At 69.6% G+C, this 24,737-nt stretch carries 27 protein-coding genes; 15 read left to right on the plus strand and 12 right to left on the minus strand.

Annotated elements, in window-relative coordinates:
* The first annotated feature begins 476 nt into the window (after positions 1–476).
* The 3 genes from QJS31_RS22265 to purH all read left to right on the plus strand — a co-directional run bounded on the left by QJS31_RS22265 (position 477) and on the right by purH (position 4,408).
* A complete protein-coding gene (locus QJS31_RS22265) occupies positions 477–2,060 on the plus strand; it encodes a DUF6350 family protein (RefSeq protein ID WP_306357602.1) in 1,584 nt (527 codons plus the stop codon).
* A 63-nt stretch (positions 2,061–2,123) separates the two neighbouring features.
* Positions 2,124–2,780, plus strand: coding sequence for a phosphoribosylglycinamide formyltransferase (gene purN / locus QJS31_RS22270; RefSeq protein ID WP_282784222.1), 657 nt, complete (start codon positions 2,124–2,126; stop codon positions 2,778–2,780).
* A gap of 11 nt (positions 2,781–2,791) precedes the next feature.
* A complete protein-coding gene (purH, locus tag QJS31_RS22275) occupies positions 2,792–4,408 on the plus strand; it encodes a bifunctional phosphoribosylaminoimidazolecarboxamide formyltransferase/IMP cyclohydrolase (protein WP_306357631.1) in 1,617 nt (538 codons plus the stop codon).
* A 137-nt stretch (positions 4,409–4,545) separates the two neighbouring features.
* On the opposite strand, the gene QJS31_RS22280 is transcribed toward purH, so the two are convergent.
* Positions 4,546–5,004 carry a hypothetical protein gene (locus QJS31_RS22280; protein WP_282785824.1) on the minus strand — a complete coding sequence of 153 codons (459 nt, stop codon included), beginning with the start codon at positions 5,002–5,004 and terminating at the stop codon, positions 4,546–4,548.
* Positions 5,005–5,210: 206 nt separating this feature from the next.
* On the opposite strand from QJS31_RS22280, the gene QJS31_RS22285 reads away from it, so the two are divergent.
* Together QJS31_RS22285 and QJS31_RS22290 are read left to right on the plus strand one after the other, a co-directional pair.
* On the plus strand, positions 5,211–5,771 hold the full coding sequence (locus tag QJS31_RS22285) for a LysM peptidoglycan-binding domain-containing protein (protein WP_282785825.1): 561 nt from the start codon (positions 5,211–5,213) through the stop codon (positions 5,769–5,771).
* 101 nt (positions 5,772–5,872) lie between these two features.
* Complete coding sequence (locus QJS31_RS22290) at positions 5,873–6,355, plus strand: SRPBCC family protein (protein WP_282785826.1); 483 nt, start codon at positions 5,873–5,875, stop codon at positions 6,353–6,355.
* A gap of 511 nt (positions 6,356–6,866) precedes the next feature.
* On the opposite strand, the gene rpsR is transcribed toward QJS31_RS22290, so the two are convergent.
* From rpsR to rpmB, 4 genes are read right to left on the minus strand one after another with little or no spacing between them, the layout of a single operon-like run.
* The gene (gene rpsR, locus QJS31_RS22295; RefSeq protein ID WP_011211513.1) at positions 6,867–7,121 is read right to left on the minus strand and encodes a 30S ribosomal protein S18; all 255 of its coding nucleotides are present in this window, start codon (positions 7,119–7,121) and stop codon (positions 6,867–6,869) included.
* Between the two features lie 33 nt (positions 7,122–7,154).
* Positions 7,155–7,460 carry a 30S ribosomal protein S14 gene (gene rpsN / locus QJS31_RS22300; RefSeq protein ID WP_282785827.1) on the minus strand — a complete coding sequence of 102 codons (306 nt, stop codon included), beginning with the start codon at positions 7,458–7,460 and terminating at the stop codon, positions 7,155–7,157.
* A 1-nt stretch (position 7,461) separates the two neighbouring features.
* A complete protein-coding gene (gene rpmG, locus QJS31_RS22305) occupies positions 7,462–7,632 on the minus strand; it encodes a 50S ribosomal protein L33 (protein WP_029931154.1) in 171 nt (56 codons plus the stop codon).
* 11 nt (positions 7,633–7,643) lie between these two features.
* Positions 7,644–7,880, minus strand: coding sequence for a 50S ribosomal protein L28 (gene rpmB / locus QJS31_RS22310; RefSeq protein WP_039817163.1), 237 nt, complete (start codon positions 7,878–7,880; stop codon positions 7,644–7,646).
* Positions 7,881–7,981: 101 nt separating this feature from the next.
* On the opposite strand from rpmB, the gene mrf reads away from it, so the two are divergent.
* Genes mrf through rpmF form a run of 3 tightly spaced genes read left to right on the plus strand, consistent with a single transcriptional unit; the run spans position 7,982 to position 9,765 of the window.
* Positions 7,982–9,307 (plus strand): ribosome hibernation factor-recruiting GTPase MRF, encoded by a 1,326-nt coding sequence (gene mrf / locus QJS31_RS22315; protein WP_306357603.1) that lies wholly within the window; start codon positions 7,982–7,984, stop codon positions 9,305–9,307.
* Positions 9,308–9,311: 4 nt separating this feature from the next.
* The gene (locus tag QJS31_RS22320) at positions 9,312–9,590 is read left to right on the plus strand and encodes a type B 50S ribosomal protein L31 (protein WP_282785829.1); all 279 of its coding nucleotides are present in this window, start codon (positions 9,312–9,314) and stop codon (positions 9,588–9,590) included.
* A 1-nt stretch (position 9,591) separates the two neighbouring features.
* On the plus strand, positions 9,592–9,765 hold the full coding sequence (rpmF, locus tag QJS31_RS22325; protein WP_306357604.1) for a 50S ribosomal protein L32: 174 nt from the start codon (positions 9,592–9,594) through the stop codon (positions 9,763–9,765).
* A 471-nt stretch (positions 9,766–10,236) separates the two neighbouring features.
* Here rpmF and QJS31_RS22330 read toward each other — a convergent pair whose 3' ends face one another.
* From QJS31_RS22330 to QJS31_RS22355, 6 genes are all read right to left on the minus strand, one after another.
* Complete coding sequence (locus tag QJS31_RS22330) at positions 10,237–11,235, minus strand: DUF1906 domain-containing protein (RefSeq protein ID WP_282786031.1); 999 nt, start codon at positions 11,233–11,235, stop codon at positions 10,237–10,239.
* Positions 11,236–11,564: 329 nt separating this feature from the next.
* On the minus strand, positions 11,565–12,368 hold the full coding sequence (locus QJS31_RS22335; protein WP_282786032.1) for a hypothetical protein: 804 nt from the start codon (positions 12,366–12,368) through the stop codon (positions 11,565–11,567).
* 69 nt (positions 12,369–12,437) lie between these two features.
* Complete coding sequence (locus QJS31_RS22340) at positions 12,438–13,118, minus strand: ATP/GTP-binding protein (RefSeq protein ID WP_143979293.1); 681 nt, start codon at positions 13,116–13,118, stop codon at positions 12,438–12,440.
* Positions 13,099–13,467 (minus strand): DUF742 domain-containing protein, encoded by a 369-nt coding sequence (locus QJS31_RS22345; protein WP_282786033.1) that lies wholly within the window; start codon positions 13,465–13,467, stop codon positions 13,099–13,101. The genes QJS31_RS22340 and QJS31_RS22345 overlap by 20 nt, the downstream gene beginning before the upstream one ends.
* Positions 13,468–13,480: 13 nt before the next feature.
* Positions 13,481–13,888: a roadblock/LC7 domain-containing protein gene (locus QJS31_RS22350; RefSeq protein WP_029931164.1), complete on the minus strand. Its 408-nt coding sequence runs from the start codon at positions 13,886–13,888 to the stop codon at positions 13,481–13,483.
* Positions 13,885–17,040, minus strand: a complete 3,156-nt coding sequence (locus QJS31_RS22355) for an ATP-binding protein (protein WP_306357605.1) — start codon at positions 17,038–17,040, stop codon at positions 13,885–13,887. The genes QJS31_RS22350 and QJS31_RS22355 overlap by 4 nt, the downstream gene beginning before the upstream one ends.
* A gap of 330 nt (positions 17,041–17,370) precedes the next feature.
* Here QJS31_RS22355 and QJS31_RS22360 point away from each other — a divergent pair, with 330 nt between their 5' ends.
* Both QJS31_RS22360 and QJS31_RS22365 read left to right on the plus strand, forming a co-directional pair.
* Positions 17,371–18,057, plus strand: coding sequence for a response regulator transcription factor (locus QJS31_RS22360; protein WP_029931166.1), 687 nt, complete (start codon positions 17,371–17,373; stop codon positions 18,055–18,057).
* Between the two features lie 104 nt (positions 18,058–18,161).
* Positions 18,162–19,547 (plus strand): HAMP domain-containing sensor histidine kinase, encoded by a 1,386-nt coding sequence (locus QJS31_RS22365; RefSeq protein WP_081872904.1) that lies wholly within the window; start codon positions 18,162–18,164, stop codon positions 19,545–19,547.
* 129 nt (positions 19,548–19,676) lie between these two features.
* On the opposite strand, the gene QJS31_RS22370 is transcribed toward QJS31_RS22365, so the two are convergent.
* Entirely contained in the window at positions 19,677–20,063 is a 387-nt protein-coding gene (locus tag QJS31_RS22370) for a hypothetical protein (RefSeq protein ID WP_282785607.1), read from the minus strand.
* 418 nt (positions 20,064–20,481) lie between these two features.
* On the opposite strand from QJS31_RS22370, the gene QJS31_RS22375 reads away from it, so the two are divergent.
* From QJS31_RS22375 to QJS31_RS22395, 5 genes are all read left to right on the plus strand, one after another.
* Positions 20,482–21,996: a S1C family serine protease gene (locus QJS31_RS22375; RefSeq protein WP_306357632.1), complete on the plus strand. Its 1,515-nt coding sequence runs from the start codon at positions 20,482–20,484 to the stop codon at positions 21,994–21,996.
* Positions 21,997–22,094: 98 nt separating this feature from the next.
* Positions 22,095–22,595 carry a molybdenum cofactor biosynthesis protein B gene (locus QJS31_RS22380; protein ID WP_178070443.1) on the plus strand — a complete coding sequence of 167 codons (501 nt, stop codon included), beginning with the start codon at positions 22,095–22,097 and terminating at the stop codon, positions 22,593–22,595.
* Positions 22,585–22,830, plus strand: a complete 246-nt coding sequence (locus tag QJS31_RS22385) for a hypothetical protein (protein ID WP_282785913.1) — start codon at positions 22,585–22,587, stop codon at positions 22,828–22,830. Before QJS31_RS22380 ends, QJS31_RS22385 begins: the two co-directional genes overlap by 11 nt.
* A gap of 433 nt (positions 22,831–23,263) precedes the next feature.
* Positions 23,264–23,944 (plus strand): MspA family porin, encoded by a 681-nt coding sequence (locus QJS31_RS22390; protein ID WP_143979294.1) that lies wholly within the window; start codon positions 23,264–23,266, stop codon positions 23,942–23,944.
* Positions 23,945–24,008: 64 nt separating this feature from the next.
* Positions 24,009–24,674 (plus strand): MspA family porin, encoded by a 666-nt coding sequence (locus QJS31_RS22395; RefSeq protein WP_282785914.1) that lies wholly within the window; start codon positions 24,009–24,011, stop codon positions 24,672–24,674.
* Positions 24,675–24,737 lie beyond the last annotated feature (63 nt).

Raw genomic sequence — 24,737 nt, forward strand, 5'->3', positions numbered from 1 at the left:
CACGCACCGGGCCGTCCGGGAGCCGTTCGGGTGGTACCCGGCGCGGTGCCGCCGAGCCGGGCGACCGTCGGACATACGCGGACGACCGGCGGCGTCTCGTCGACGACTCCGAGCGCGGCGGCGTGCGGGCACGTGCGGGCGGCAGGCGCATGCCTGCAGCGGACGAGCGCATCGACGTGGAAGCGCACTCCGGTGGCCCCGCGCTGGAGGCGGATGCACCGGGGGCGCGGTCCCGGTGGTGGGAACCGGGGCGCGCAGCCGGGGCGAGCGGGGTGCGTGGCCGGGGACCGGAGCGGTATACGGATCTGGGGCGTGGACGCGGAGGTTTCCGGCGGCTGGGCCGAGCGCCCATGTCGGCAGCGGCGCGTGGCTCGGCCGGGCGGTCGAGCGGTGGCCGGGAGCGAGGGCGTTCCCGGGGGCGGGTGCGCGGCGCGCCTGAGGCGTCGCCGTGGGTGAAGCTGCCAGGGTGGATGTCCATGAGCGCTGCGAAGGCCGCATTGGCGCGTCTGAGCGATATCGAGCCGCCGGAACCGGGTGCGGGGGGACCCGGCGGCGGATTCGGGTCGTTGACTCCGGAGCGGGCTCGGGTGCTGCTGGTGGTGGCGGCGCGGGCGTCGAGCATCACCCTGCTCGTCATCGTCGCACTGGTGTTGGGGGCGCTGTTGGCGGCGGGCAGCGGGCTGGAGGGGACCGGAGGCGCGATCGCGGCGAGCTGGCTCGCGGTCCATCAGGTTCCGCTGGTGATCGGCAAGACGTCACTGGGACTGCTGCCCCTGCTGCCGACCGGGCTCATGCTCTGGATCGCGGCGCGCGACTGCGCCCACGCGGTGCCCGACGAGAGCAACCGCGCCGACCTCGGCTGGATCGTCGGCGCGGCGCTGGGCGGTCCGCTGCTCATCACGGCGGTCTGTCTGGCCGTCGCCGACGATGCCGCCGCGGTGGTGTCGTTGCAGCCGCCGAACACCTCGGCCGCCTTCGGCTGGGTCTTCGGCCTGCACCTGCTGGCGGCCGCCGCGGGCATCGGCAGTCGCCGGTGGCGGGAGCTGCTCGCGCTGTCCCCGGCGCCGGTGCCGCACTGGGTGGTGCCCGGGGTGCGGGCGGGGGTGCGGGCCGTGTGGCGACTGCTGCTCGTCGCCGCCGCCGTCACCCTGGTGTCCTTCCTGGCGCACTGGTCCGCCATCGGTGAGACCTACCGGGCCGCGGGCGATATCGCGGGTGTGCTCGGGCTGACGCTGCTGTCGGTCGCCTATCTGCCGAATGTGCTCATCGACGCGGTGGCGGTGCTGGTCGGCGGGCAGGTGCACATCGGCGCCGGTTCGCTGAGCCTGTTCGAGGTCACGGGTGCGCCGATTCCGGCGGTGCCGATCGCGGCCGCCGTGCCGACCGGTCCGGCGGCGGGCTGGTGGGTCGTGCTGCTGCTGGCGCCCGCCGCGGTGGGCGTGCTCGGCGGCCTGGACATCGGACGCACCACCGACGATCGGCCGACCGCCCCGTGGGCCACGCTCACCTCGGCCGCCGTGGCGGCGGTGCTGCTCACGCTGCTGGGTTCGCTCGCCAGCGGTGTGCTCGGCTCCTTCGGGCAGATCGGTCCGAACCTGCTGCTGTTGGCGATACCGGCCTTCCTCTGGCTGGCGCTGCCCGGATACGTGGGCATGTTCGCCGCGCGGTGGTTCGCCGTACCCGCCGCCGACCCCGGGTACGCCGCGGGCGACTACGCCGACGACTACCCCGACACCGAATACACCGACTCCGACGGTCAGTACGACTCCGACGGTCAGTACGACTCCGACGGTCAGTACGACTCCGACGGCGCGTACGACGCCGACAGCCGGTACGACTCCGACGATTACGAGGACGCCGACTACTACGACGACTACGACGAGTACGAAGACGCGCCCGACGGCACCGAGCGCGTGGTCGAGGTCGACGGCGAACTCGTCGACGAACCGCCCGCCCTCACCGCCGAACCCCACGCGGACGACCCGGCCGACACCGACATCGTGGACGCCGAAGTGGTGGAGGCGGACCTGCTCGACACCGGTGAAGTGGACGGTCGTTAGGCTCTAGGGCGGCGGTTCACAGCCGCCCGCCCCCGCCCGGCCCGACTCACAGGGAGTAGTGCGCTGACGTCCACGCCCGCCCAGCTGCTGCCGCCCACCGCGCCCGCGAGCGTCGTCGTGCTCGCCTCCGGCACCGGTTCGCTGCTGCGTTCGCTGCTCGCCGCCACCCGGGAACCGGACTATCCGGCCCGCGTCGTCGCCGTCGGCGTAGACCGCGACTGCACCGCCACCGCCCACGCCGACGAGTTCGGCGTTCCGAGTTTCCGGGTCGCCCTGCGCGATTTCGACGATCGCGCCGCCTGGGATGTCGCGCTCACCGAGGCGGTCGCCGCCCGCGAGCCCGATCTGGTGGTGTCGGCGGGTTTCATGAAGATCCTCGGCCCTGTCTTCCTGGGCCGGTTCGGCGGCCGCATCATCAACACCCATCCCGCGCTGCTGCCCGCCTTCCCGGGCGCGCACGGCGTGCGGGACGCGCTCGCGTACGGGGTCAAGGTCACCGGCTCCACCGTGCATCTGGTCGATGCCGGTGTCGACACCGGGCCGATCCTCGCGCAGGAATCCGTCGCCGTGCTGCCCGCCGATGACGAGGCGTCGCTGCACGAGCGCATCAAGGTTGTGGAACGGCGGTTGTTGGCGCAGGTGGTCGCCGCCGTCGCGACGCGAGGCATTGTCTCCGATGGACGAAAGGCAGTTATTCCAGATGAGCGAGTTCTCCGGTGAGTGAGGCACAGATGGACCCGGCAGCGCGCAAGCCGATCAAGCGGGCCCTGGTCAGTGTCTACGACAAGACGGGACTGATCGAGCTGGCCTCCGGTCTGCACGCCGCGGGCGTGGAGCTGGTCTCGACCGGTTCCACCGCGGGCAAGATCGCCGACGCGGGCATCCCGGTCACCAAGGTCGAGGACCTGACCGGCTTTCCGGAGACCCTGGACGGTCGCGTCAAGACCCTGCACCCGCGCGTGCACGCGGGCATCCTCGCCGACACCCGCCGCGAGGAGCACGTCGACCAGCTGGTCGAACTCGGCGTAGAGGCATTCCAGCTCGTCGTGGTGAACCTGTATCCCTTCACCCAGACCGTGGCCTCGGGCGCGACCGTGGACGAGTGCGTGGAGCAGATCGATATCGGCGGACCGTCCATGGTGCGCGCCGCCGCCAAGAACCACCCGTCGGTGGCCGTGGTGGTCGACACCCGCGACTACGACGACGTGCTGGCCTCGGTGCGCGACGGCGGTTTCACCCTGGCGCGGCGGACCGAGCTGGCGGCCAAGGCTTTCCAGCACACCGCGACCTACGACGTGGCGGTCGCCAGCTGGATGACCTCGGTCGCGGTTCCGGCCGCCGCTCCCGCTGTGGCATCCGAGGGCGCGGCCGCTGAAGGCGCGGAATCCGAAGGTGCGCAGCGCTTTCCGGAGTGGATCGGCGCCACCTGGACCCGTGAGTCGGTGCTGCGGTACGGCGAGAACCCGCACCAGGCCGCCGCGCTCTACACCGATGCGGCCGGACCGGCCGGGCTGGCGCAGGCGCAGCAGTTGCACGGCAAGGAGATGTCGTACAACAACTACACCGATGCCGACGCGGCCTGGCGCGCCGCCTACGACTTCGACGCGCCGGCGGTGGCGATCATCAAGCACGCCAACCCGTGCGGCATCGCGGTCGGCGCGGATATCGCCGAGGCGCACCGCAAGGCGCACGCCTGCGATCCGGTCTCCGCGTACGGCGGCGTGATCGCGGCCAACCGCGAGGTGTCGGTGGAGATGGCCGAGCAGGTCGCCGAGATCTTCACCGAGGTCATCGTGGCCCCCGGCTATGCCGACGGCGCCGTGGACGTGTTGCGGCGCAAGAAGAACGTGCGCATCCTCATCGCCGAGGCGCCCCGGCGCAAGGGCGCGGAGCTGCGTCCGGTGAGCGGTGGTGTGCTGCTGCAGGATCGCGACATTCTCGACGCCGCGGGTGACGCGCCCGCCAACTGGCAGCTGGTCGCCGGTGACGCGGCCTCCGCCGAGACCCTGGCCGATCTCGAATTCGCTTGGCGCGCTTGCCGTGCCGTGAAATCCAATGCCATTCTGCTGGCCCACGACGGCGCGTCCGTCGGCGTCGGCATGGGGCAGGTCAACCGCGTGGACGCGGTACAGCTGGCGGTGCAGCGCGCCGGTGACCGCGCCAAGGGCTCGGTCGCGGCCTCCGACGCCTTCTTCCCGTTCTCCGACGGGCCGCAGCAGCTGGTTGCCGCCGGGATCACCGCGATCGTGCAGCCGGGGGGATCCATTCGCGACAAGGACACCATCGACCTGTGCCGCGAGGCCGGGGTGACGCTGTACTTCACCGGGGCGCGCCACTTCGCGCACTGACCGATGACCGCCGAGCCGGTACGCGGGTGACGCGTACCGGCTCGGCCGCTTTCCGGGCGCTGTCTCCACTCGGCGCTCTGTACTCGGCGCTGCCTCTCCGTGGCGTTATCTACTTGGCGCTATCTACCTGCCGCTATCTACTTGGCGCTCAACACTGTTCGGTCGCCCAGTGGTTTCTCCAGCTGGATCTCGAGGGTGCCGAACACCGCGATCATGGTGCACATCCGACCCACCGCTTCGGGCCGGGTCCCGGCCCGCAGTTCCACCAACACCGATTCGTCGGTCTCGGTGGTGGTGGCGTCCACGCCGTAGCACTCCGGGGAGCCGGTCTGGAAGTTCACCGCGATCTTGTCGGGGGCGAGGCGGGTCCAGCTGTCGAAGGGGATGGGGCGGGGGTTGACGATGGTCGGGTCGGCGGTGAATGCCCGGCCCAGCTGACCTTCGGGGGCTTCGGTGGGTGTGGTCTCCGTGGTGGAGGCGGTGGTGCCGCGCGGCGTGTCGGCGTTGTCGTCCGAGCTCGAGCAGGCGGCGATCGTCAGGCTCAGCAGCCCGGCGGTCGTGGCCGCGGCGAGGCGGCGTCCCCAATTCCCGTACATGGCCCCAACCCTAATCGCCCGGCCGATTCCGCACGTCCGGTCCGATCCTCCGGCGAACTTCTGGCGAAGCGTCGTCAAAATCTCATCCGTTGCGGCGCGTATCTCCCCGGCGCGCGGCGTCCGAGCAGTAGCCTGTTCGGCAGATGCGCGAATGCACTTCTCCCGCCATCGATTTACCGAAGATCCCCCCTCCGAAAGGACGCATCGTGGGCGACGCGTTGCATGTAGGCGAAGAACTTGGGCTCGGTCAGTCCCTGAAGGGTGGTGCCTACACCCTGACTCTGCAGAATGATGGCAACCTCGTGCTGACGGAGCCGGACGGCAATGTCGTCTGGCACACCTCCACTCACGATCAAGGTGTCGAGCGGGCCGTGCTGCAGGCGGACGGCAACTTCGTGCTGTACAAGGGTGAGGGCGCGGCCTGGTCCACCGAGACCAATGGCAAGGACGCGGACCGTCTGGTCGTGCAGCCCGACCGCAATGTCGTGCTGTACGGCAAGGACGGCGGCGCGCTGTGGTCGTCGGGCACCAATACCGACAACCCGATCCAGGCTGAGCCGGAGGCCGTCGCGGCCCCCGCGGCGGAGGCTCCCGCCCCGCCGCCGGCTCCGGAGGCGCGCACCCACACCGTCGCTCCCGGCGAGACCCTGTGGGCCATCGCCGAGCAGTACTACGGTGACGGCAACCGCTACCCCGAGATCGCGTCGGCCAGCGGCATCGACAATCCGGACCTGATCAATGTCGGCCAGGTGCTGACCATCCCGTAAGCGGGCGGTCGCGCGGAACGAGCATCGAGCCCCGGCGTCAAAGGCGCTGGGGCTCTTCTCGTTCCGGGCGCGTCGGCAAACTTCCCGGCACAATGTGTGCCATGAGCCTCGGCTACGTTCCGGTCACCGTCGAATCCACCTGCCGCACCTCGGCGGCGACGGCCATGGAGGTGATCGCCCCCATCGATCTGCCCACCATCTTCACCGGCATGGGTCCACTGCCCGCCGTCCGCGAGGTGCGCGACCAGTCCGGCCCGTGGGATACCGCGGGCAATACCCGCACCGTCGTCCTCTCCGACGGTTCCACCGCCCGGGAGGAACTCACCGGCTACACCCGCGCCCGCCACTTCAGCTACGAACTGACCGAATTCACCGGCACCATGCGCCGACTGGTGGCCAAGGTCGACGGCGAGTGGACCTTCACCCCCGCGGGCCGCAATTCCCTTGTCCGCTGGACCTATTCCTTCTTCCCCCACCCCGGCCGCGCCCGCCTCGTCCGCTACGTCGTCGCCCCCCTCTGGCGCCGCTACGCCACCGCCACCCTCGCCCGCGCCATCCGCGAAGCCGAGCAGGCCACCGTCTGACCCCGCGTAGCCGGTCAACGCGCCGCGCCCGAGCCGTGCCGCGCTTGCCCAGGCCGCGCCCGCCGTCCGGTCGAGGCCGGCGTCTGATCCCGCTCAGCCGGTAACCGCGCCGTGCCCGAGCCGTGCCGCGCTTGGGCAGGCCGCGCTCGCCGTCCGGTTGAGGCCGGCGTCTGATCTCGCTCAGCCGGTAACCGCGCCGTGCCGGAACCGTGCTGCGGTTGGGCAGTCTGCGCCAGGGGCGCAGGGTGGGCAAGCGCAGCACCCACCCGAACCGCGCCTCCTCCGCCGCCGTAGCCCCCGAACCCCTCGGGCTCGCCCGCGTACCCGTCTGGGGTAGCGCCCCGCGAGATGCACTCGGGCCTGCCCGCGTACCCGTCTGGGGTCGTGCCCCGCGAAACGCACGCGTACGCGCCTGGTCGTCTGCGAACGGACCCGGGGCCGCCCCGCGAAACGCATCGAGCCCCCGATGCGAAAGCATCGGGGGCTCAGCCCTTTACGTCCGACAGTCGCGTCAGCGGCTGGTGAACGGCAGCAACGCCATCTCGCGCGCGTTCTTCACCGCGACGGCGACCTGCCGCTGCTGCTGCGGCGTCAGCCCGGTCACCCGGCGGCTGCGAATCTTGCCGCGGTCGGAGATGAACGTGCGGAGCAGGTTCACGTCCTTGTAGTCGACGGTTTCGATACCGGCGGCGATCAAGGGGTTCTTCTTCGGACGTCGGGCCTGCTCAGCGCGGACCTTCTTCGACGGTGCTCGCTTCACTGCCATGTCAGCGGTTCCTTACTCACCAGATGTGGTTGCTTACCAGCTCGATTTGTGCACACCGGGCAGTTCGCCCCGGTGTGCCATCTCGCGCACGCGCACGCGCGAGAGACCGAACTTCCGGAGATGGCCGCGTGGGCGTCCATCCGAGGCGTCTCGATTGCGCAAGCGTACCGGACTGGCATCGCGCGGCAGTTTCCGCAGGGCGGTCTGTGCGGCGGCGCGGTCGGCGTCGGAGGTGGTGGGCTTGCGGATGAGCTCCTTGAGCTCGGCCCGTCGTTCGGCGTAGCGCGCCACCACGATCTTGCGCCGCTCGTTCTTCTCGATCTTGGACTTCTTGGCCACGTCAGCGCTCCTCACGGAAGTCGACGTGCTTGCGCACCACCGGGTCGTACTTCTTGAGCACCATCCGGTCGGGATCGTTGCGGCGGTTCTTGCGGGTGACGTAGGTGTACCCGGTGCCCGCGGTGGACTTGAGCTTGATGACCGGACGCAGCTCGGTCGACTTGGATGCCATCGGCGGCCTTCCTAGATCTTCTCGCCGCGCGCCCGGAGCCGGGCCACCACGGCCTCGATCCCGTCGCGGTCGATGGTTTTGATGCCCTTGGTGGAGACGGTCAGCGTGATGCGCCGGTCCTCACTGGGCAGGTAGTAGGTCTTGCGCTGGATATTGGGGTTCCACCGCCGGTTCGTCCGCTTGTGCGAGTGCGATACGGACTTGCCGAATCCCGGTTTGCGCCCGGTGACCTGGCAGATGGCCGACATGTCACTCCCTTCCAGTTGTTGATGACAATCGTTTTCGACAATGCCTGCCGGACAATGTACCGTTACCGTCCGGTAAATGAAAATCGTTATCGGAAGAGGTGATGGTGGTGCCGGGGATGCACGACGACCGCAAGCCCGTCCTCGTGGTCGCGGGCCTGCCGGGGCGTGCCGCCGCGGGCGTGGACCAGATCGCGGGTGAACTGGCGGAGCCGGGCACCGTCGTGGTCCGCCACGACCTGAGCGAACTGCGCCAAGGCGTGGTCCGCCGGATCGTGCACAGCGAGGGCCGGGAGAGCGAGACCATCCTCGAACTCGCGCACGGCTGTGTCTCCTGCACTCTGCGCGCCGACCTGCTGCCCTACCTGTGCGTACTGGGACAGCGTGATTCGGTGCGGCGCATCGTGCTCGCCCTGGATCCGGCGTTCGAGGCCGAGGCGGTCTGTCAGGCCATCGAGAATGTCACCGTCACCGGTGTACACGGCCGCGTGGACGGTCCGGCCGGGCGCAGCGTGCGCATCGAGGCCGTGCTCACCTGCGTGGACGCCCGCGACTGGCTGACCGACGCCACCGGTGACGACACCCTCGCCGACCGCGGCCACGTCACCACCGACGACGAGCGCACCGTCGCCCAGCTGGCGGTCGGCCAGGTCGAATTCGCCGATGCCGTCATCGCCGTCGAGGTGGGCGCGGTGGACGCGCTGGAACAGGCCCGCCTGGCCGCCGTCCTCGACCGGCTGGTGCCGCTCGCGCCGGTGCTGTGGGTGGCCGACCCGGACGGCGCGTCCGGCACCGACCTGCGCGTCCTGCTCGAGCAGATTCCCGCCGACGCCCGGCGCGGCCGCAGCTTCGGCGCGCACGCCCCGCTGTTGCGCGGCGAACCGCCGCTGGACACCGAGCACGGGGTCACCCTCATCGAATTCGCCACCGACCGCCCCTTCCATCCGGAGCGTCTGCACTCCGCGCTGGACGTCCTGTTCGAGGGTGTGGTCACCGCGCGCGGCCGCGTCTGGCTGGCCACCCAGCCCGACGAGGTGGTGTGGCTGGAGTCCGCGGGCGGCGGCCTGCGGGTCGGCAGCGCCGGGAAGTGGCTGGCCGCCATGACCGAGTCCGAACGGACGCAGGCGGACCCGGACCGCGTGGCGATGGCCGCACTGCGCTGGCACCCGGATTTCGGCGATCGCGATATCTCCCTGGTCATCCTCGCCCACGACGCCGAGCCGAACACCATCCGAGAGGCCCTGCACTGGGCGCTGGTCGACGAGGACGAACTGCGCCTCGTGCGGCGCGCCCCCGAGCGAGTCGCGCAGTGGGAGGACCCCTTCGGGGACTGGCACGAGGACCCGTGCGAGGCGTCCGAGGAGACCCGCTCGGTCGGCACCGAATCGTCCGGCCCCGCCACCGGCGACAACCGTTCCAACGAAAGGTAATGCGATGAAGCCAGGTATCCACCCGGACTACCACCCGGTGGTCTTCCGGGACAACAACACCGGCAAGCAGTTCCTCACCCGCTCCACCGCCACCTCCGACCGCACCGTGGAGTGGGAGGACGGCAACACCTACCCGCTGCTGGTGGTCGACGTGACCTCGGACTCACATCCGTTCTGGACCGGTGCGCAGCGCCTGCTGGACACCGCCGGCCGCGTGGAGAAGTTCGAGCGCCGCTACGGCAAGCGCCGTCGCACGGGCGCTGCACAGGAAGGGGAGAACTGAGATGGCGGTTCCGAAGCGGAAGATGTCGCGGTCCAATACCCGCAGCCGACGCTCACAGTGGAAGGCGACCCCGCCGGACCTGGTGCCCGTCACGGTGAACGGTGTGGTGCACAAGGTGCCGCGCCGACTCGTGGTCGCGGTGCGGCGCGGACTGGTCGATCTCGACAAGCTCTGACCGGCCCGATCGATACGCGACGCGTATCACTGATACGGAATGCCCGGATGTCCCGATAGACCGGAACGAAGCCGACGGTCCGGGCAGGGGCCGAAAGCCGAAGGCGTCGAACCGCACCGCGGTTCGACGCCTTCCGTGCGTACTGGCAGACGTACGGGCCGGACTCGGCCTTCCCTGTCCGCCAGCTCGGCGAGGGCGGCGGCGAGCCGGAAGTGCTTATTGTCGCCGAGATCGGCGAGGGTCTTGATGTCCAGCGCCGCGAGCGCCTCATCTCGCCGAATTCAACGCGCCCGCAGGAGATTCCTCCGTGTGTCGCTGTCCAATACGCGACCGGTGGTGCGCATGTGGCACGAAGGGGCACGTGAGAGTTCAAAAAGTCTTCGGGAAGTGATGAACCCGTGGCCTCGCGGCGGTATCCTCGTGGCCGAGGGCGGGTTCTCCGGATTACCGGGGAACCCGCTCATCGCCAGTTCAGGGGCGGTTTTCCGGGGTTTCCGCAGTGCTGTTCTCGCCGCGCACCGTGCGCCGGTCATCGTCGTCGCCCCAGCCGGGCAGCGGCAGATCCGGTAGCAGTTGCTCGATGCGATTGCCGACGGCGGTGGCCGGACCCTCGATGAGTGAGAACGGCCACGGCCAGTGCGGACCGGACAGTCGTTCAACCTCTTTGGCCAGTTCCGCGGTGGTCGCCTCCAGTTCGCTGATCTCCGTGCGCAACTCGTCGATATGATCCAACGCGGCGGCGAGGCCGTCCACCACGGTGCGGTACCGCCCCTCCGGATCGGTACCCAGCTGCGGCCACCCGGACAGGCCCGGACCTCGCAACTGGATCTGCACGTCGCGCAGAATCGCCTCCTGTTCGGGTGTCAAATCCGCATCCTCCTGTTCGAAGTCCCATTGGCCGAAATCGGCTCGGTCGGTGGTGTTCACATCGCAGCGCACACCGTTCACGTCCACCTGGGTGGCGTGCTGCAGGATGTGCCGCCGCGGTTCGAGGTTGTTGCCCGACCAGGCCACCGTCTGCCACGCCCAGGTGGCGGTGCCCATGTCCAGGGCGCGGCTGACCGGCCAGTAGCCGCCGTAGATCCCGGTGTTCTCACGGCCCAGCACACTGGCCGCGCCGTCGAGGTAGGCGTTGATGGGCGCCTGCTGCTGCGGGGTGGCGTCGAAGTCCACGGAGAAGTAGATGGGCCGATCGCGGCGGCCGCCGCAGCGCAGCACCTGCGCCAGCGCGGCCCGCGCGTCGGTGACGCCCGCGCCGTAGCCGTCGAGCATCCGGGTGGCGTAGGTCTCCCAGTTCGAGACGATCGAAACACCGTGTGCGCGCAGGTCATCAGCCTCGGCAGGGGTGAGCAGCTTGCCGGGCAGGGTCGGGCCGCCGTCGGAGAGGTAGCGGACGACGAAATCGAAACCCGCGGCCCGGATCGCAGCACCACCGGGCCGACCTCCTGCGTAGTCCAGCCCGAAACGCATGCTTCCCACTGTAATTCGCGAGACGCGCCGCCGCCCGTGCATCCGGAAATCGGCCAGTTCGGGAATTCGTCGCATTCGGGTGGTTGACCTGGCGCAGCCTGGCCACCCGGCACGCCGTGCTGGGGCGACTGCCAGGTGGACGATCCGGCCATGGCCGGACGTCAGCTGTTCGCGCTGTCGGACCGAGCCGGGCCGTCGGCGAACTGCCCGACCCGATCGGGTGACCCGGCGCCACGCACACGCATACGCCGAGGGCCGGACCGATCACACGGTCCGGCCCTGTACGGCGGGCCCGGGCTACCTCGCTCCGGGCGATATCGGAAGTCGGTTCAGCGCACCGCTTCCGGGATGCGGTCGGCGGCCGCACCCCGCTCGCGGGCATCACCGACCGGCGACAGCGCGGGCACCGCACCGGATTCCCGGCGGTCCGGGGCGACCAGAATGGCCGTGATCGGAATCGCCAGCGCCAGTGAGCCGATGATGAAGAACGGCACGAAGAAGCTGAACAGGTCCACACCCTCCGGGGTCGGCGCGGCATGGTCGACGTCGAAACTGACGCCGACCAGGCCGGTGTAGTGCATACCCGTCACGACCAGTGCCCAGAGGGCGGCACCGCCGAGCATCAGCAGCGATGAGCGCACGGTGAGGCTGAACCACAACACCGCCACCGACAGCACCAGCGCGATGGCGTACACCGCGATGATCGACAGCACATTGCGCTCCACCTCGCCCTGCACGTGCACCGCCAGCAGCACGACCAGTTCCATGGAGCCGAGACCGGCGCCCATCACCGCCGCTCCGATCCCCAGCCGCACCCAGTTCAGCGTGCGCCCGGCGATGACGAGCGCGGCCAGCACGGTGGTCCCCGACAGCGCCGAGAAGACCGCGATCAGCATGCTGTCGTAACGCACCGGACTGCCGTGCGCCGCCACGCCCAGCATGGAGACGAAGATCGGCATGGCGACGCCGACGCCGCCGATGGAGCAGGCGGCCACGAACATCCACACGAACCGGAATCGTGCGGTCACCGACTTGGTGGACTGCCGGATGCAGGCCAGCCCGACCGCTGCCCCCGAAGCCGACACGATCAACGCCAGCGCGATGATCCAGTAGCCCATTGCGAAGTAGATCACGCGGTAAATACTCCCAGGTCTGTTCTGTCTGTCCGGTCCGCGCCCCGCCTGCCAACGGGGTACGGCTGCCTAACCGCGCCAGGCGCTTTCGCGCTGCTGGGCCATGAGACGTTCGATGGCGTACTCGGTGACCGCGGCGAGGGAACGGCGCACCTCATCGGGATCACGGGCGTCGATGTCGACGATCGGCACACCCTCGCGGATGCTGAGCGCTTCGCGGAGTTCACCCACCGGGAAGCGGGGCGCGTCGGGGAAGCGGTTGACCGCGACCAGGAACGGGAGCTTCTTGGCCTCGAAGAAGTCGACGGCGGCGAAGCTGTCCTCGATGCGGCGGGTGTCCACCAGCACGACCGCGCCGATGGCACCGCGCACCAGGTCGTCCCACATGAACCAGAACCGTCGCTGCCCGGGCGTGCCGAACAGATAGAGCACCAGGTTGCCGGGCAGGATGATGCGGCCGAAATCCATCGCGACCGTGGTGGTTTCCTTGCCCGGCGTGGCGGCGAGGTCGTCCACGCCGTCGGACATCCCGGTCACCATGGCCTCGGTGCGCAGCGGCACGATCTCCGAGACCGCGCCGACGAACGTCGTTTTGCCCGCACCGAATCCGCCCGCCACGACGATCTTCGTCGAGGCGGTGCGGAATTCGCCGCCCTCACCGGGACGCGGGGGGTACTGCTGTGCCGCCCCGTTGTTCGGGTGCTGCGGTCCGCCGTTGTAGGGCGCGGCGTCAAAGCGCCCGGAGTCCATGCAGGGTCCTCTCCATCAAAGATCGGCGCTCGTCGAAGGTCGCCTGATCGCTCAGAGTCGAATGCACGCGCAGTGTGCCGGCGACCACCAGGTCACCGATCACCACACGTACCATGCCCAGTGGCCGCTGCAGGTGCGCAGCGATCTCGGCCACCGACAGCCGGGCCGTGCCGAGACGCAGGATCTCGGTCCGGATGTCGCCCGCCGGCCAGTCGAAATGGGCGGTGTAGGAGAGGGTCTCGACGACCGCCTCCAGCGGCAGTTCGACCGCCGGCTCGGTGCGGCCGGAGGTCAGTGCGTATGGGCGGACACGCGATGTCGGCCGGCCGGCGCCGTTCGGTGCGGACATGTGCGGTGGCCGATCACGCGGTCTGGCGGGCGGTGGCCTGCACCACGGACCCGACGCGGTCTACCAGAAGCGCCATCTCGTAGCCGATGCGTCCGATGTCGTGCTGCTTGTTGGCCAGCACCGCCAGGTGCGAACCATTGCCGACACTCATGACGAGCAGGTAGCCGCGCTGCATCTCCACGATGGACTGCATCACCTTGCCGCCGTCGAACAGCTGGGCCGCGCCGGCCGACAGGCTGGCCAGACCGGCGGTGACGGCGGCCAACTGCTCGGCGCGGTCGTTGGGCAGGTGCGGACTGGTGGCCTGGAGCAGACCGTCGGCGGAAACCAGCACGGCGTGCGAGACCCCGGGCACCTCCCGGGTGAACCGGGTGACCAGCCAGTTCAGGTTCTCATCGGTTGTGGTGCGCTGTTCGGTCATGCGTGCCCTCCGTCGTTGTATGGGTCTCCGTCTTTGTGCTGGGCGTCTGCCCGTCCACTGAGAACCCCGCTCAGATGCCTGGTCAAGCTGTGACGAATCTCTTCCGGATTCCGTGCGCCCTCTTCGTCCGCGGGTACCGCCGCGCCGGGGACCAGTTGGGCGCCGGGGCGGCGAATCGGCAGGCCGCCCTGGGTTTTCCCGCCGGTCGTCGGTTCCATGGCCTGTTCGGCGGCGGCCCATCCGGCGTCCGAGGACGAGGTCCACGCGGCCCCGCCCTGCCCGCCGACCGCCGGTTCGACCAGCCATTCCGACACCATGCGCTGGAAGATGGGCGTCGGCGCCTCGCCGACCGGACGCAGCGCCTGGGCGGGCGCGGGCGGCCGTGGTGCGGCGGCCGGGCGCTCGGCGGCGTTCGGGGAACCGGAGGCGGAAGCGGTGCCGCCGCCGTCGCCGCTGGTGGGTGCGCCGCCGCCGAATCCAGCGCCGCCGGCGGGGGAGTCGCCGCGCGCACCGAAACCGCCACCGCCGGTCGCGGAACCGTTGCCGTCGGTGCCGCTACCGCGGTTGCCGTTGCCGTTGCCGTTACTGCCCGTGCCGCCATTGCCATTGCCACCATTGTCACGGCCGTTGCCGCCGATGGTGACGAAACCATTGCCAGGGGTGGCGGGACCGTTGCCGGGAGTGGCAGGACCACCGCCCGGGGTGGCGGGACCGTTGCCGTTGCTGCCGAATCCGTTCCCGCCGCCGGACCCGCCGCCGGCGGTGAATCCGCGGGCGGGTGCGAAGCCGCTGTCCCGGCCGCCGTCCGCGTTCTCGAAGCCGTTGAAGCCCTGGCCAGCACCGGTCGGGGCTGCGGTGTCGGGTGCGGGCTGGTTGCGTCCGCCGCCGTGGGCGAGCCCCCATGCCTCGACGTCGCTGGCCTTGTACTGCTGGGTCTCGCTGTTGTCCCACTCCCGGTTCTCGCCCCAGAAGTCCACCGGCGTCGGCTCGGCGGGAGCGGCCTCCCGCGGCGTCTCGCTCGGCGGTGGTTCGACCGGCTCGCTGGCGGGCGTACGTCGCTGCGGCAGGCCGGAACTGGTGACCCCGAACCGCGGCGTGGTTTCCGGCGGATTCGGCACCGGCATCAGCCGCGGCGGTGCGATCGCCGGGGTCGCGGGCGGGGTGATCGGCGAACTCAGGTTCGTGAACTGGGTGTTCAGCGTCGCGGGCTGGCTCTGCGGATGCAGCGGCAGCGCGGGCGCGACCGGCAGCGTCCCGGTCAGCGGGTAGCTGCCGGTGCTGCTGTCGTTGCGCTCCGGCGCGGGCGAGACCAGGCTGCCCGGCAGGTGCACGCTCGCGGTGATGCCCGGCTGCGCCACCATCGCGGAGGTGCGGCGCAGGCTGACCGTGATGTTGTGCCGCTTGGCCAGGCGGCCGACCACGAAAAGGCCCATGCGGCGCGCGGTCTCGACATTGACCTCACCGCCGGAGGCGAGTCGGTCGTTGATGGATTGCAGGTCCTCGGCGTTCATGCCCAGGCCGCGGTCGGTGATCTCGATGAGGTAGCCGCCGTCCACGGCCCGTGCCACCGACACCGCCACCGGCGTGGTCGGCGGGGAGTAGCGCAGCGCGTTGTCGATGAGCTCGGCCAGCAGGTGTTCGATGTCGACCGCGGGCTCACCGGCGACGATGCCGTCGGGCACGGTGCCGATCTCGACGCGCTGGTAGTCCTCCACCTGGGACACCGACGACCACAGCATGTCCGACAGCGGTACCGGCGGCAGGTGGCCGCGGCGCAGGGCGGTACCGGCGAGCACCAGCAGGTTGTCGCCGTTGCGGCGCATGCGGGTGGCGAGGTGGTCCAGGCGGAACAGCGATTGCAGCCGCTCGGAGTCGTCCTCGTCGCGCTCCAGCTCCTCGATCAGGTTGAGCTGCTGCTCCACCAGGGATTGGCTGCGGCGGGACAGGGTTTCGAACATATTGCCGATCTGCAGGCGCAGTCGCGCCTGTTCACCGGCGAGGTGCAGCGCCTGGGCGTGGATGTCGTCGACGGCGCGGGCCAGCTGGCCGATCTCCTCGGTGGTGTGCACGTCGACCGGATTGATCTCGGGGGTGGTCCCGCCGGAGCGCACCACCTCGAGTTCCTGCGGCAGGTCGATGTGCGCGACCTGGAGGGCGTCGCGGCGCAGGCGGCGGACCGGGACGACCAGCGAGCGCGCCACCACGAGCGCGATGGCCAGACCGGCCAGCAGCATGCCGATGACGATCGAGGTGTCGCGCAGCACGTTGTTGCGGGCCTCGGTGCTCAAGGCGGCGAGATTGTCGTCGAGAGCGGCGGCGAGTCCGGTGGCTTCGCGATGGTAGGCGTCGACACTGGTGTTGATGGACTCGGTCATGGCCGGGACGGCCATTGGATCGGGCACGTTCTGCATGAGGATGCCGATCCGGGCCTGCGCGGCATCCTTGAGCGTGGTGTAGGCGGCGGCCTGCTCGGGCTGCATGCCGCGGTACACCTCGAGCATGGTGACCTCGGCGCCGATGGCGGTGAGCAGCCGGGTCCGCAGCGCCGGGTTGGTGCCCGCGCCCGGGGTGGCCAGCATGATGCGCTCCTGCGTGAGCAGGCGGCTCGCGGTCATCACGGTGCCCATCTGCAGGAACAGCTGCTGCACCCGGAGGTCGGCGACGGACTGCGAGGTCGACAGCGCGTTCTGGATCTTGCCCGAGACGGTGTCGGCCTGTTCGCCGATGGTCTGTGCCGAGCCGGTGCGCAGCGAGTTGCGCATGCTGCGGGCGATGGCGAGAGTCTGGGTCAGTTCGTCCGTGACGGCGGCGCCGGGCTTGGCGGTGCGCAGCACGGTCTCCAGGTCGGCCGCGGCCTGGTCGAACGTGGTGGTGGCGGTGTCGATGACGGGGTCGGCCGCCGGATTGCCGAATCCCGTGATGGCCGCGACTGCGAGTTCCTGTGTGGCGGACTCGAACTTGATGGTGGGGTCGAAGACCACGGCCTGTTCGGTGCCGGTGCTCAGTTGGTTGATGGTCTGCAATTCGCCGTTGATGCGCAGCACCGCGAAGGTCGAGGCTAGGAGCACCGGTAGCACCAGTACGATGCCGACCTTGCGAGTGACGGGCCAGTTGGACAGGCTGAATTGCCAGGACCGGGGTGCAGCTTCCATCCCGTTTCCGTCGCCTCCGCTTTCACGAGTGGACCCCGGGGTCGTATGCGGTTGTACGGATGTGGGGTTCAACCCGCGCGGAACCAACTAAGGGTCTTCTTTTACGGCACGCAACATACCGCGAGAAGTGTGCATCGGCAATTCGGACGACTCACCGTGACGGACTCCGAAAGTAGCTGGGCGCAACATCTTTCGAATTCGCATTCGGGCACCAGAGCCGACACGCATCACTGTCGAATAGAAAGACGCAGGTCACTCCATGGTGTCACTCGGCGTGTCGGATGCCGCCTTCTCAGTCACCTCTCAGTCGCTGCGGTCAGACTGGAGGCCATGCGCATTCTGGTAGTCGACGACGACCGCGCGGTTCGCGAATCGCTGCGGCGTTCGCTGACCTTCAACGGCTACACCGTCGACCTCGCCGTCGACGGCGTCGACGCCCTGGACAAGGTGGTCGGACAGCGCCCGGACGCCCTGGTGCTGGATGTGATGATGCCCAGGCTGGACGGCCTCGAGGTGTGCCGTCGCCTGCGCAGCACGGGTGACGATCTGCCGATTCTGGTACTCACCGCGCGGGATTCGGTATCGGAGCGAGTGGCCGGTCTCGACGCGGGCGCGGACGACTACCTTCCCAAACCCTTCGCACTCGAGGAACTGCTCGCGCGACTGCGCGCACTACTGCGCCGCACCACCGCCGATCCCGCGGATTCCTCGGAGACGATGAAGTTCGCTGATTTGTCGCTGGATCCGGTTACCCGAGAGGTGTGGCGCGGTGAAAGACAGATCTCGCTCACCCGCACCGAATTCTCACTGCTGGAAATGCTGATGGCGAATCCGCGGCGCGTGCTGACGCGCAGTCGCATCCTGGAGGAGGTGTGGGGGTACGACTTTCCCACCTCCGGCAACGCGCTCGAGGTGTACATCGGATATCTGCGCCGTAAGACCGAGGCCGATGGCGAGCCGCGACTCATCCACACCGTGCGCGGCGTCGGCTATGTGCTGCGCGAAACCCCTCCGTAGGAGTCGCGCTCGTGGGTAGAACCGTTCCGCGGCGGCCGGTGGTCGCCGGCATCGGGCATCCGGCCGGATCCTTCGGCAAGGACGCGGCCGAACTGCGCCCGCCCATGCCGCTGACCCGGTCGGTATCGCTGCGATGGCGGGTGACGCTGCTGGCGGCCTCGCTGGTGGCGGTCGCCGTCGCGGTCACCTCCATCGCCGCCTACGCCATGGTGGCGCGCTCGCTGTACGCCGACGTGGACGCACAGCTGCGCGCCCGCGCCGCGCTGATGATCGACAACAACTTCGACAGCCTCGGCTTCCAGTCCATCGTGCTGGCCGGGCTGTACTCCAGCGACGTGGGCGTGGCGCTGATCTTCCCGGACGGTGCGGATCTACAGCGCTATGTGCCGCCGCAGGCCACCAAACCGCCCATCGGCTCACAGGAGGAGGCGGTGGCGCGCGGCGAACTCGGCTTCTCGCTGCGCACCGTCGACAATCAGCGGGTGCTGGCGCGGCGCACCAATTCCGGCTCCACCCTGGTGGTCTCGCAACGGCTGCAACCCACCCGCGAGGTGCTCGACCGGCTGGCCTGGCTGCTGTTCGTGGTCGGCGGCTGCGGCGTGGTGTTGGCGGCGGCGGCCGGAACGGCGGTGGCGCGCACCGGTTTGCGTCCGGTCGCGCGGCTCACCGCGGCGACCGAGCGGGTGGCCCGCACCGACGACCTGACCCCCATCCCGGTGTCCGGTGACGACGAACTCGCCCGGCTCACCGAGAGTTTCAACACCATGCTGCGCGCCCTGGCCGAATCCCGGGAGCGGCAGCGCAGATTGGTGTCCGACGCCGGGCACGAACTCAAGACCCCGCTCACCTCGCTGCGCACCAATATGGAGTTGCTCATCGCCTCCAGCCGGCCGGGCGCGCCGCGCATTCCGGACGAGGACATGGCCGAACTGCGCGGCGACGTGATGGCGCAGATCGAGGAACTGTCCACGCTGGTGGGCGATCTGGTGGATCTGGCGCGCGAGGACGCACCGGAGACGGTGTACGAGCAGGTCGATATCGGGGATGTGGCCGAACGCGCGCTGGAGCGGGTGCGGCGGCGGCGCACCGGCATCGAATTCGACGCCGCCCTGCGGCCGTGGTTCGTCTACGGCGACGAGGCCGGATTGGAGCGGGCACTGCTCAATGTGCTCGACAACGCCGCCAAATGGAGTCCGTCCGGGGCCAAGGTCTTCGTCCGCATGACCGAGAACGGGCGCGGGCTGCTGGAGTTCACCGTGGACGACGCCGGGCCGGGAATCCCGCCCGCCGAACGGGAACTGGTCTTCGAGCGCTTCTACCGCACCACCGCCTCGCGCTCCATGCCCGGTTCCGGGCTGGGGCTGGCCATCGTCAAGCAGGTGGTCACCAAACACGGCGGCACCATCACGATCGACGGTTCCGACCGTGGCGGCGCGTTGATCCGTATCGTTCTTCCCGGGACGGGCGCACCGCCTCCGGTCACCGCTTGACCTGGCACGAATGCTCGGCGAAAAGCCAGCGCGATCTCAGTCCGCTCTCAGCCGTCGCCACCAGGCTGGTCGTCAGACTCGAGGAGAAACGAGAGATATGACCGAGGATTCGAAGGACAAGCGGAGCGATCAGTCCGAAGTGCCCGGTACCCATCCCGGTGCGGCCACCCCGGCCCCCGGCGACCCGGCCACCCGGCCGTTCGACGCCGCCGCCGACCAGCCTTCCGGCCCCGTGGACCCGACCTTCGGCCACACCCCGCCCACGCCGTCCGCCGGTTCGGTCGGGGGACCGGCGGACAGTGGCTCCGGCCCTGGTTCCGCGCTCCCGTCGAGCGGTGTATCCGCGCGGCCGTCCGGCACTCCCGCCGGGTCCACCGGCGCGCCGGGCACGGCGGCCTCCCCAGCGGACGCACCCGGGACACCGTTCGGCGCGCCGGGTGCGGATGCCGCAGCGTCGAATGCGTCCGTGACGAACGCGGGTCCGTGGAGCGTGCGGCCGTACGCGACGGACGCCACGGAGCACTTCGACGGTTTCGCCGCGGCGTCTGGGCCACACACCTCCGCGACATCGGGGGGGACCGGCGACGTACCGGGTGTTTCGGCCACGCGACAGTTCGACGATGTCTCCGGTGGACCGGCCACACGGGCTTTCGGGGACGAACTCGGTGATCCCGCCACGCGGCGGTTCGGCGGTGCGCCGGGGCAGCCGCACGGTGGCGATCGATCCTTCGGTGGGACAGTCCCTTTCGGCAGTGGGGCCACCCCGTACGGCCCCGGCACTCCGGCATACGGCGCGGCGGGGCGGGGCGGGGGCCACGATGTGTCGGGAACCGCGGAGATTCCCGTCGGTGAATCGCATCCGGCTGGGTATGCGTCGGGTATGAGCGGTAGCGGGCAGGGCGGTTTCCAATCCGGCACACACCTGACCGCCGCCATGGGTGCGGGCGGCACCGGCGGGCATGCGAGCCCCGGCGGACCGTTCGGCCCGGGCGGGCTTGGCGGCCACCCCGGGTCTGGCGGGCACGCTGGACCCGGTGGCCACCCTGGACTTGGCGGCCACGGTGAACCCGGCGGTGTCGGCGGCCCGAGTGGACTCGGCGGGCACAGCAGCCCGAGTGGACTCGGCGGGCACAGCAGCCCGAGTGGGCCTGGCGGCCCGAGTGGGCCTGGCAGCCCGAGTGGGCCTGGCGGTCCCGGCCAACCCGACGGGCCGGGCAACCCTGGTGGACCCGGCAACCCTGGTGCACCCGGCAACCCTGGTGGACCCGGCAACCCTGGTGGACCAGGCGGGCCGGGTGGGCCCGGGCAGCCCGGCTACCTCGGCGCTCCGGGGCCCAAGGGCGGCAAGCGCACCGCCCTGGTGGCGGGCGCGGTGGTGCTGGCGCTGGTGAGCGGTGGTGTCGGCGGTGTGGTCGGCTCGCTCGCGACCCGTGACGCCGGCGGCGGCCGACCGGCCGTCACCAATGCCCTCGACGCTCCCCGCGAGAAGGCCACCAATGTCGCCAACGCCCCCGCGGGGTCGGTGCAGGCGGTGGCCCAGAAGGTGGTGCCGAGCGTGGTCATGATCCGGGTGGAGGGCAATCGCGCCGAGGGCGAGGGCTCCGGCGTGGTGCTGTCCACCGACGGCCTGATTCTCACCAACAACCACGTGGTCAGCGGCGCGGGCCCGAACGCCCGGATGGAAGTCGCGTTCAGCGACGGCTCCACCGCTCCGGCCACCCTGGTGGGCACCGATCCGGTCTCGGACCTGGCGGTCATCAAGGTGAGCGGGAAGTCCGGCCTCACCCCGATCGAACTGGGCAGCTCGGAGAACCTCCAGGTGGGCCAGTCCGTGGTGGCGGTCGGTTCGCCGCTGGGCCTCGCGGGCACCGTGACCACCGGTATCGTCTCCGCCCTCAATCGTCCGGTGTCCACCAGCGGTGATGCCGGTTCGACGGGTACGGTGATCGACGCCATCCAGACCGACGCCGCCATCAATCCGGGTAATTCCGGTGGCGCGCTGGTGGATATGAACGGCAAGCTGATCGGCATCAACACCGCCATCGCCACCCTCGGCGTCTCCGACCTGTCCGGCGGCCAGAGCGGTTCCATCGGCCTCGGCTTCGCCATCCCGGTCGACCAGGCCCGGCGTGTCGCCGATGAGCTGATCAAGACCGGCAAGGTCACCTACGCCCAGATCGGGATCAAGGTGCGCGGCCAGGACGACGTGAACGGCGCACGGGTGGTGGAGGTGACCCCGGACGGCGCGGCCGCCGCCGCGGGCATCCCGAACGGCGCGATCATCACCAAGCTCGATGACCAGGTCATCGATTCCGGTAACGCGCTCATCGCGGCGGTGCGTTCGCACCGGCCGGGCGACAAGGTGAAGATCACCTACACCGATGAGCAGGGCAACAATTCGAGAACCGTCGAGGTGACCCTCGGCGAGGTAGTGGAGGGCGGCCGATGAGCCAAGTACGCAGCAGACCGATCGCGCTGGCGGCGGAGCGAATCCTCCGAGACGGGGGTTGGGAGCCGTTGTCGGACAAGGACGCTACGGTGAGCACCATGGAAATCGATGCCGCTGTGGCGGGCCGTGCTCTTGTCGTGGTCGTCGACGACCGAACCGCCCATGGCGGGGTGGACTCGCTGGGTCCGCTGGTCACCGAGCTACTCACCGAAGCGGGCTTCCTGGTGGACGCCTCGGTGTCGGTGCAGGCCGACGAGGTCGAGATCCGCAATGCGCTCAACACCGCGGTGATCGGCGGCGTGGATCTGGTCATCTCGGTGGGCGGCACCGGCATGTCCCCGCGCGACTGCACCCCCGAGGCCACCGCCGAGGTGCTGGACCGGGAACTGCCGGGCATCAGCGAGGCACTGCGTGCCTCCGGCCTGTCCGCCGGTTCGGTGGACGCGGGCCTGTCCCGCGGCCTGGCGGGCGTCTCGGGCAGCACGCTGGTGGTCAACCTGCCGGGCACCCGCGCCGCCGTCCGCGACGGTATGGCCACCCTCGGCCCGCTGGCGATCCGCGTGATCGAGCAGCTGTCCGGTCTCGCGGATGAACTCTGACGCCGATCGCGACACCCCGGCCGATCTCGAACCCGAGACCGGCCGCGATTCCGAGCCGTCCCGCGATTCCGAGCCGTCCCGCCGCAAGAAGCTCTCCAAGGCCGAGGCGGCGCGGCTCGCGCGGGTCTTCGGCGACACCCTGCCAGCTACCACCCGGGACGAACGGACTCCGGAGCCGAACTCGGGTGCGTCCGACGACTGGTTGCGGTCGCAGGTGCCGCCGCATCACGGCTGAAATTGATCCGTGCGATCTGCGCCGGCCATCGTCGGCAAAGGCTCGACGCTTAGCGTCGAGCCTTTTCGTTGTTTCTACGACTTCCCTGCTCACCGCACTTATGCAAATCAAGTGATATGAGAATCATGGTCACTGTGATCCAGATCACACGGTGTTTACCAACTCTTACATTGCTCTGTCATTGCCTGAGTGTTTAATGTCCCACTTCGGGCTGTACAACCCGTGGGTTCTCCAGTCTCGGAGTGTGGCGTTGCCGCGCCCACTGCACCAGGAACCTGGCCCGGGTTCCTGTGGCTGAACTCGCTTGGAGCACAAAATTTGTCATTGGTTACACAGTGGCAACAAAAAGGCGACAAACTGAGCTGGGCCTGAGAGGACCCCATTTCAGCCTCGGGTGTCGAGGCTGACCGCTAGAAACCTGATGAGGGGAAGTATGAGCGAGAACCGCACCAACGGTCTGCGTCGTGGTGCCCGGATCGCGGGCGCTGGCGCGGCTGCGGCCGTTGCCATCGGCCTTATGTCGACCGGTGCTGCCCACGCGGATACCTTCGTGCCGTTGCCGGACGGCCAGAAGACGAGCCCGGGTGGCGAGGTCACCATTACGCGTACGGGCGAGCAAGCGATCGTGTCGCCGTCCCTGGCGGCCAACGGCGCAGGGCGCACCGTGTGGGTGAGTGGCAATGCCACCGCCGACGTCCGCAGCACCCCCGAGGGCGAGCCGGGCCCCTGGAACGGCCCGTCCGGCCGTGACGGCTCCAACAACTCGTCCACCCACGGCGCTTCGCGTATCAGCACCGGCTACATCATCGGCTGCCAGGTCAGCATCGGTGACGAGGCCGTGTCCGCTGGCGTGTCGGCGAGCATCAACCTGAGTGATCTCGGCGGCGGCGTGTCCATGGGTCTGGAACTGGGCCCCGGCCAGGTCAAGTGGGTCGAGGTCGAGGGCAAGGACATCCTGAAGCCGGGTGTCTACTCGGTCGAGTACATGGATGCCGAGATGCAGATCCAGGGCTGCGCGGGTTACGCGCAGGCCCGGTCCTACACCGTGGTCGAGATCATCGGCGACCACTACTCGAAGACCACCCTCTACGGTATGCCGTTCAGCATCGGCTGACGTGTCCCGGTCTCGCCAAATCACTTCTCGCGCAAGCGAATTCAAACCCTTGAGGGAAAACAATATGAACATCCGTAAGACCGTGGCTCGGCTGGCCGGTGTGGGTGCCACTGCCGCCGTCGCCCTGGGCCTGTTCTCCACCGGCGCCGCGAACGCCGACACCTTCGTGCCGCTGCCGGGCGGCGAAATCACCAAGACCCTGTCCGACGGCACCGTCGTGACCGTTCGCCTCGTCGGCGAGTCGGCCCTGATCAGCCCGTCCATGGGCGCCACCCCGCTGCACCGCAACGCCTGGGTCTCCGGTTCGGCTCAGGTCGAGCTGTCCGGCGCCAGCACCGGCAAGATCTACCCCGGCTACGTGGTCGGCTGCCAGGTGAACATCGGCGGCGGCGGCGTCGAGGGCGGTATCGAAGGCAGCGTTCCGCTGGAAGAGGGCGGCAGCGCCTCCCTCGGCGCCTCCACCGGCGGCAGCCTGTCGCTCGGCCCGGGCCAGGCGGCGCGCTTCTACGTCCTCGACATCGAGAAGCCGGACGACTACGGCAACGAGGATCACGGCACCAACAACAAGTTCAAGGGCACCAGCGGTTCGGTGACCTGGGCCGACACCACCATCGGCCTCGGTGGCTGCGCCGGTTACGCGCAGGCGCGTGCCTTCGTGACCGTCAAGGTCGAGACGGACAACGTCATGAGCACGGTCACCCTGTGGGGCCAGCCGTTCAGCCTCGGCTGATCGACGCCTGATCCGAGAATGGGCCCGGTGCGTTTTCGCACCGGGCCCATTTCTTTGTTCAGT

The sequence above is a fragment of the Nocardia sp. CC213A genome, from assembly GCF_030766805.1.
GTDB classification, from domain to species: Bacteria; Actinomycetota; Actinomycetes; order Mycobacteriales; family Mycobacteriaceae; genus Nocardia; species Nocardia otitidiscaviarum.

Bases quoted from the DNA above. Each gene is read 5' to 3' on its own strand.
- QJS31_RS22345 (WP_282786033.1), bottom strand. From the start codon at position 13,467: ATGTCCGCACCGAACGGCGCCGGCCGGCCGACATCGCGTGTCCGCCCA.
- purH (WP_306357631.1), top strand. From the start codon at position 2,792: ATGGACCCGGCAGCGCGCAAGCCGATCAAGCGGGCCCTGGTCAGTGTC.
- QJS31_RS22320 (WP_282785829.1), top strand. From the start codon at position 9,312: ATGAAGCCAGGTATCCACCCGGACTACCACCCGGTGGTCTTCCGGGAC.
- QJS31_RS22375 (WP_306357632.1), top strand. From the start codon at position 20,482: ATGGGTGCGGGCGGCACCGGCGGGCATGCGAGCCCCGGCGGACCGTTC.
- rpsR (WP_011211513.1), bottom strand. From the start codon at position 7,121: ATGGCAGTGAAGCGAGCACCGTCGAAGAAGGTCCGCGCTGAGCAGGCC.
- QJS31_RS22330 (WP_282786031.1), bottom strand. From the start codon at position 11,235: ATGCGTTTCGGGCTGGACTACGCAGGAGGTCGGCCCGGTGGTGCTGCG.
- QJS31_RS22355 (WP_306357605.1), bottom strand. From the start codon at position 17,040: ATGGAAGCTGCACCCCGGTCCTGGCAATTCAGCCTGTCCAACTGGCCC.
- QJS31_RS22385 (WP_282785913.1), top strand. From the start codon at position 22,585: ATGAACTCTGACGCCGATCGCGACACCCCGGCCGATCTCGAACCCGAG.
- QJS31_RS22350 (WP_029931164.1), bottom strand. From the start codon at position 13,888: ATGACCGAACAGCGCACCACAACCGATGAGAACCTGAACTGGCTGGTC.
- QJS31_RS22340 (WP_143979293.1), bottom strand. From the start codon at position 13,118: ATGGACTCCGGGCGCTTTGACGCCGCGCCCTACAACGGCGGACCGCAG.
- QJS31_RS22265 (WP_306357602.1), top strand. From the start codon at position 477: ATGAGCGCTGCGAAGGCCGCATTGGCGCGTCTGAGCGATATCGAGCCG.
- QJS31_RS22365 (WP_081872904.1), top strand. From the start codon at position 18,162: ATGCCGCTGACCCGGTCGGTATCGCTGCGATGGCGGGTGACGCTGCTG.
- QJS31_RS22360 (WP_029931166.1), top strand. From the start codon at position 17,371: ATGCGCATTCTGGTAGTCGACGACGACCGCGCGGTTCGCGAATCGCTG.
- QJS31_RS22390 (WP_143979294.1), top strand. From the start codon at position 23,264: ATGAGCGAGAACCGCACCAACGGTCTGCGTCGTGGTGCCCGGATCGCG.
- rpmB (WP_039817163.1), bottom strand. From the start codon at position 7,880: ATGTCGGCCATCTGCCAGGTCACCGGGCGCAAACCGGGATTCGGCAAG.
- QJS31_RS22290 (WP_282785826.1), top strand. From the start codon at position 5,873: ATGAGCCTCGGCTACGTTCCGGTCACCGTCGAATCCACCTGCCGCACC.
- QJS31_RS22280 (WP_282785824.1), bottom strand. From the start codon at position 5,004: ATGTACGGGAATTGGGGACGCCGCCTCGCCGCGGCCACGACCGCCGGG.
- mrf (WP_306357603.1), top strand. From the start codon at position 7,982: ATGGTGGTGCCGGGGATGCACGACGACCGCAAGCCCGTCCTCGTGGTC.
- rpmF (WP_306357604.1), top strand. From the start codon at position 9,592: ATGGCGGTTCCGAAGCGGAAGATGTCGCGGTCCAATACCCGCAGCCGA.
- QJS31_RS22380 (WP_178070443.1), top strand. From the start codon at position 22,095: ATGGAAATCGATGCCGCTGTGGCGGGCCGTGCTCTTGTCGTGGTCGTC.
- rpmG (WP_029931154.1), bottom strand. From the start codon at position 7,632: ATGGCATCCAAGTCGACCGAGCTGCGTCCGGTCATCAAGCTCAAGTCC.
- QJS31_RS22395 (WP_282785914.1), top strand. From the start codon at position 24,009: ATGAACATCCGTAAGACCGTGGCTCGGCTGGCCGGTGTGGGTGCCACT.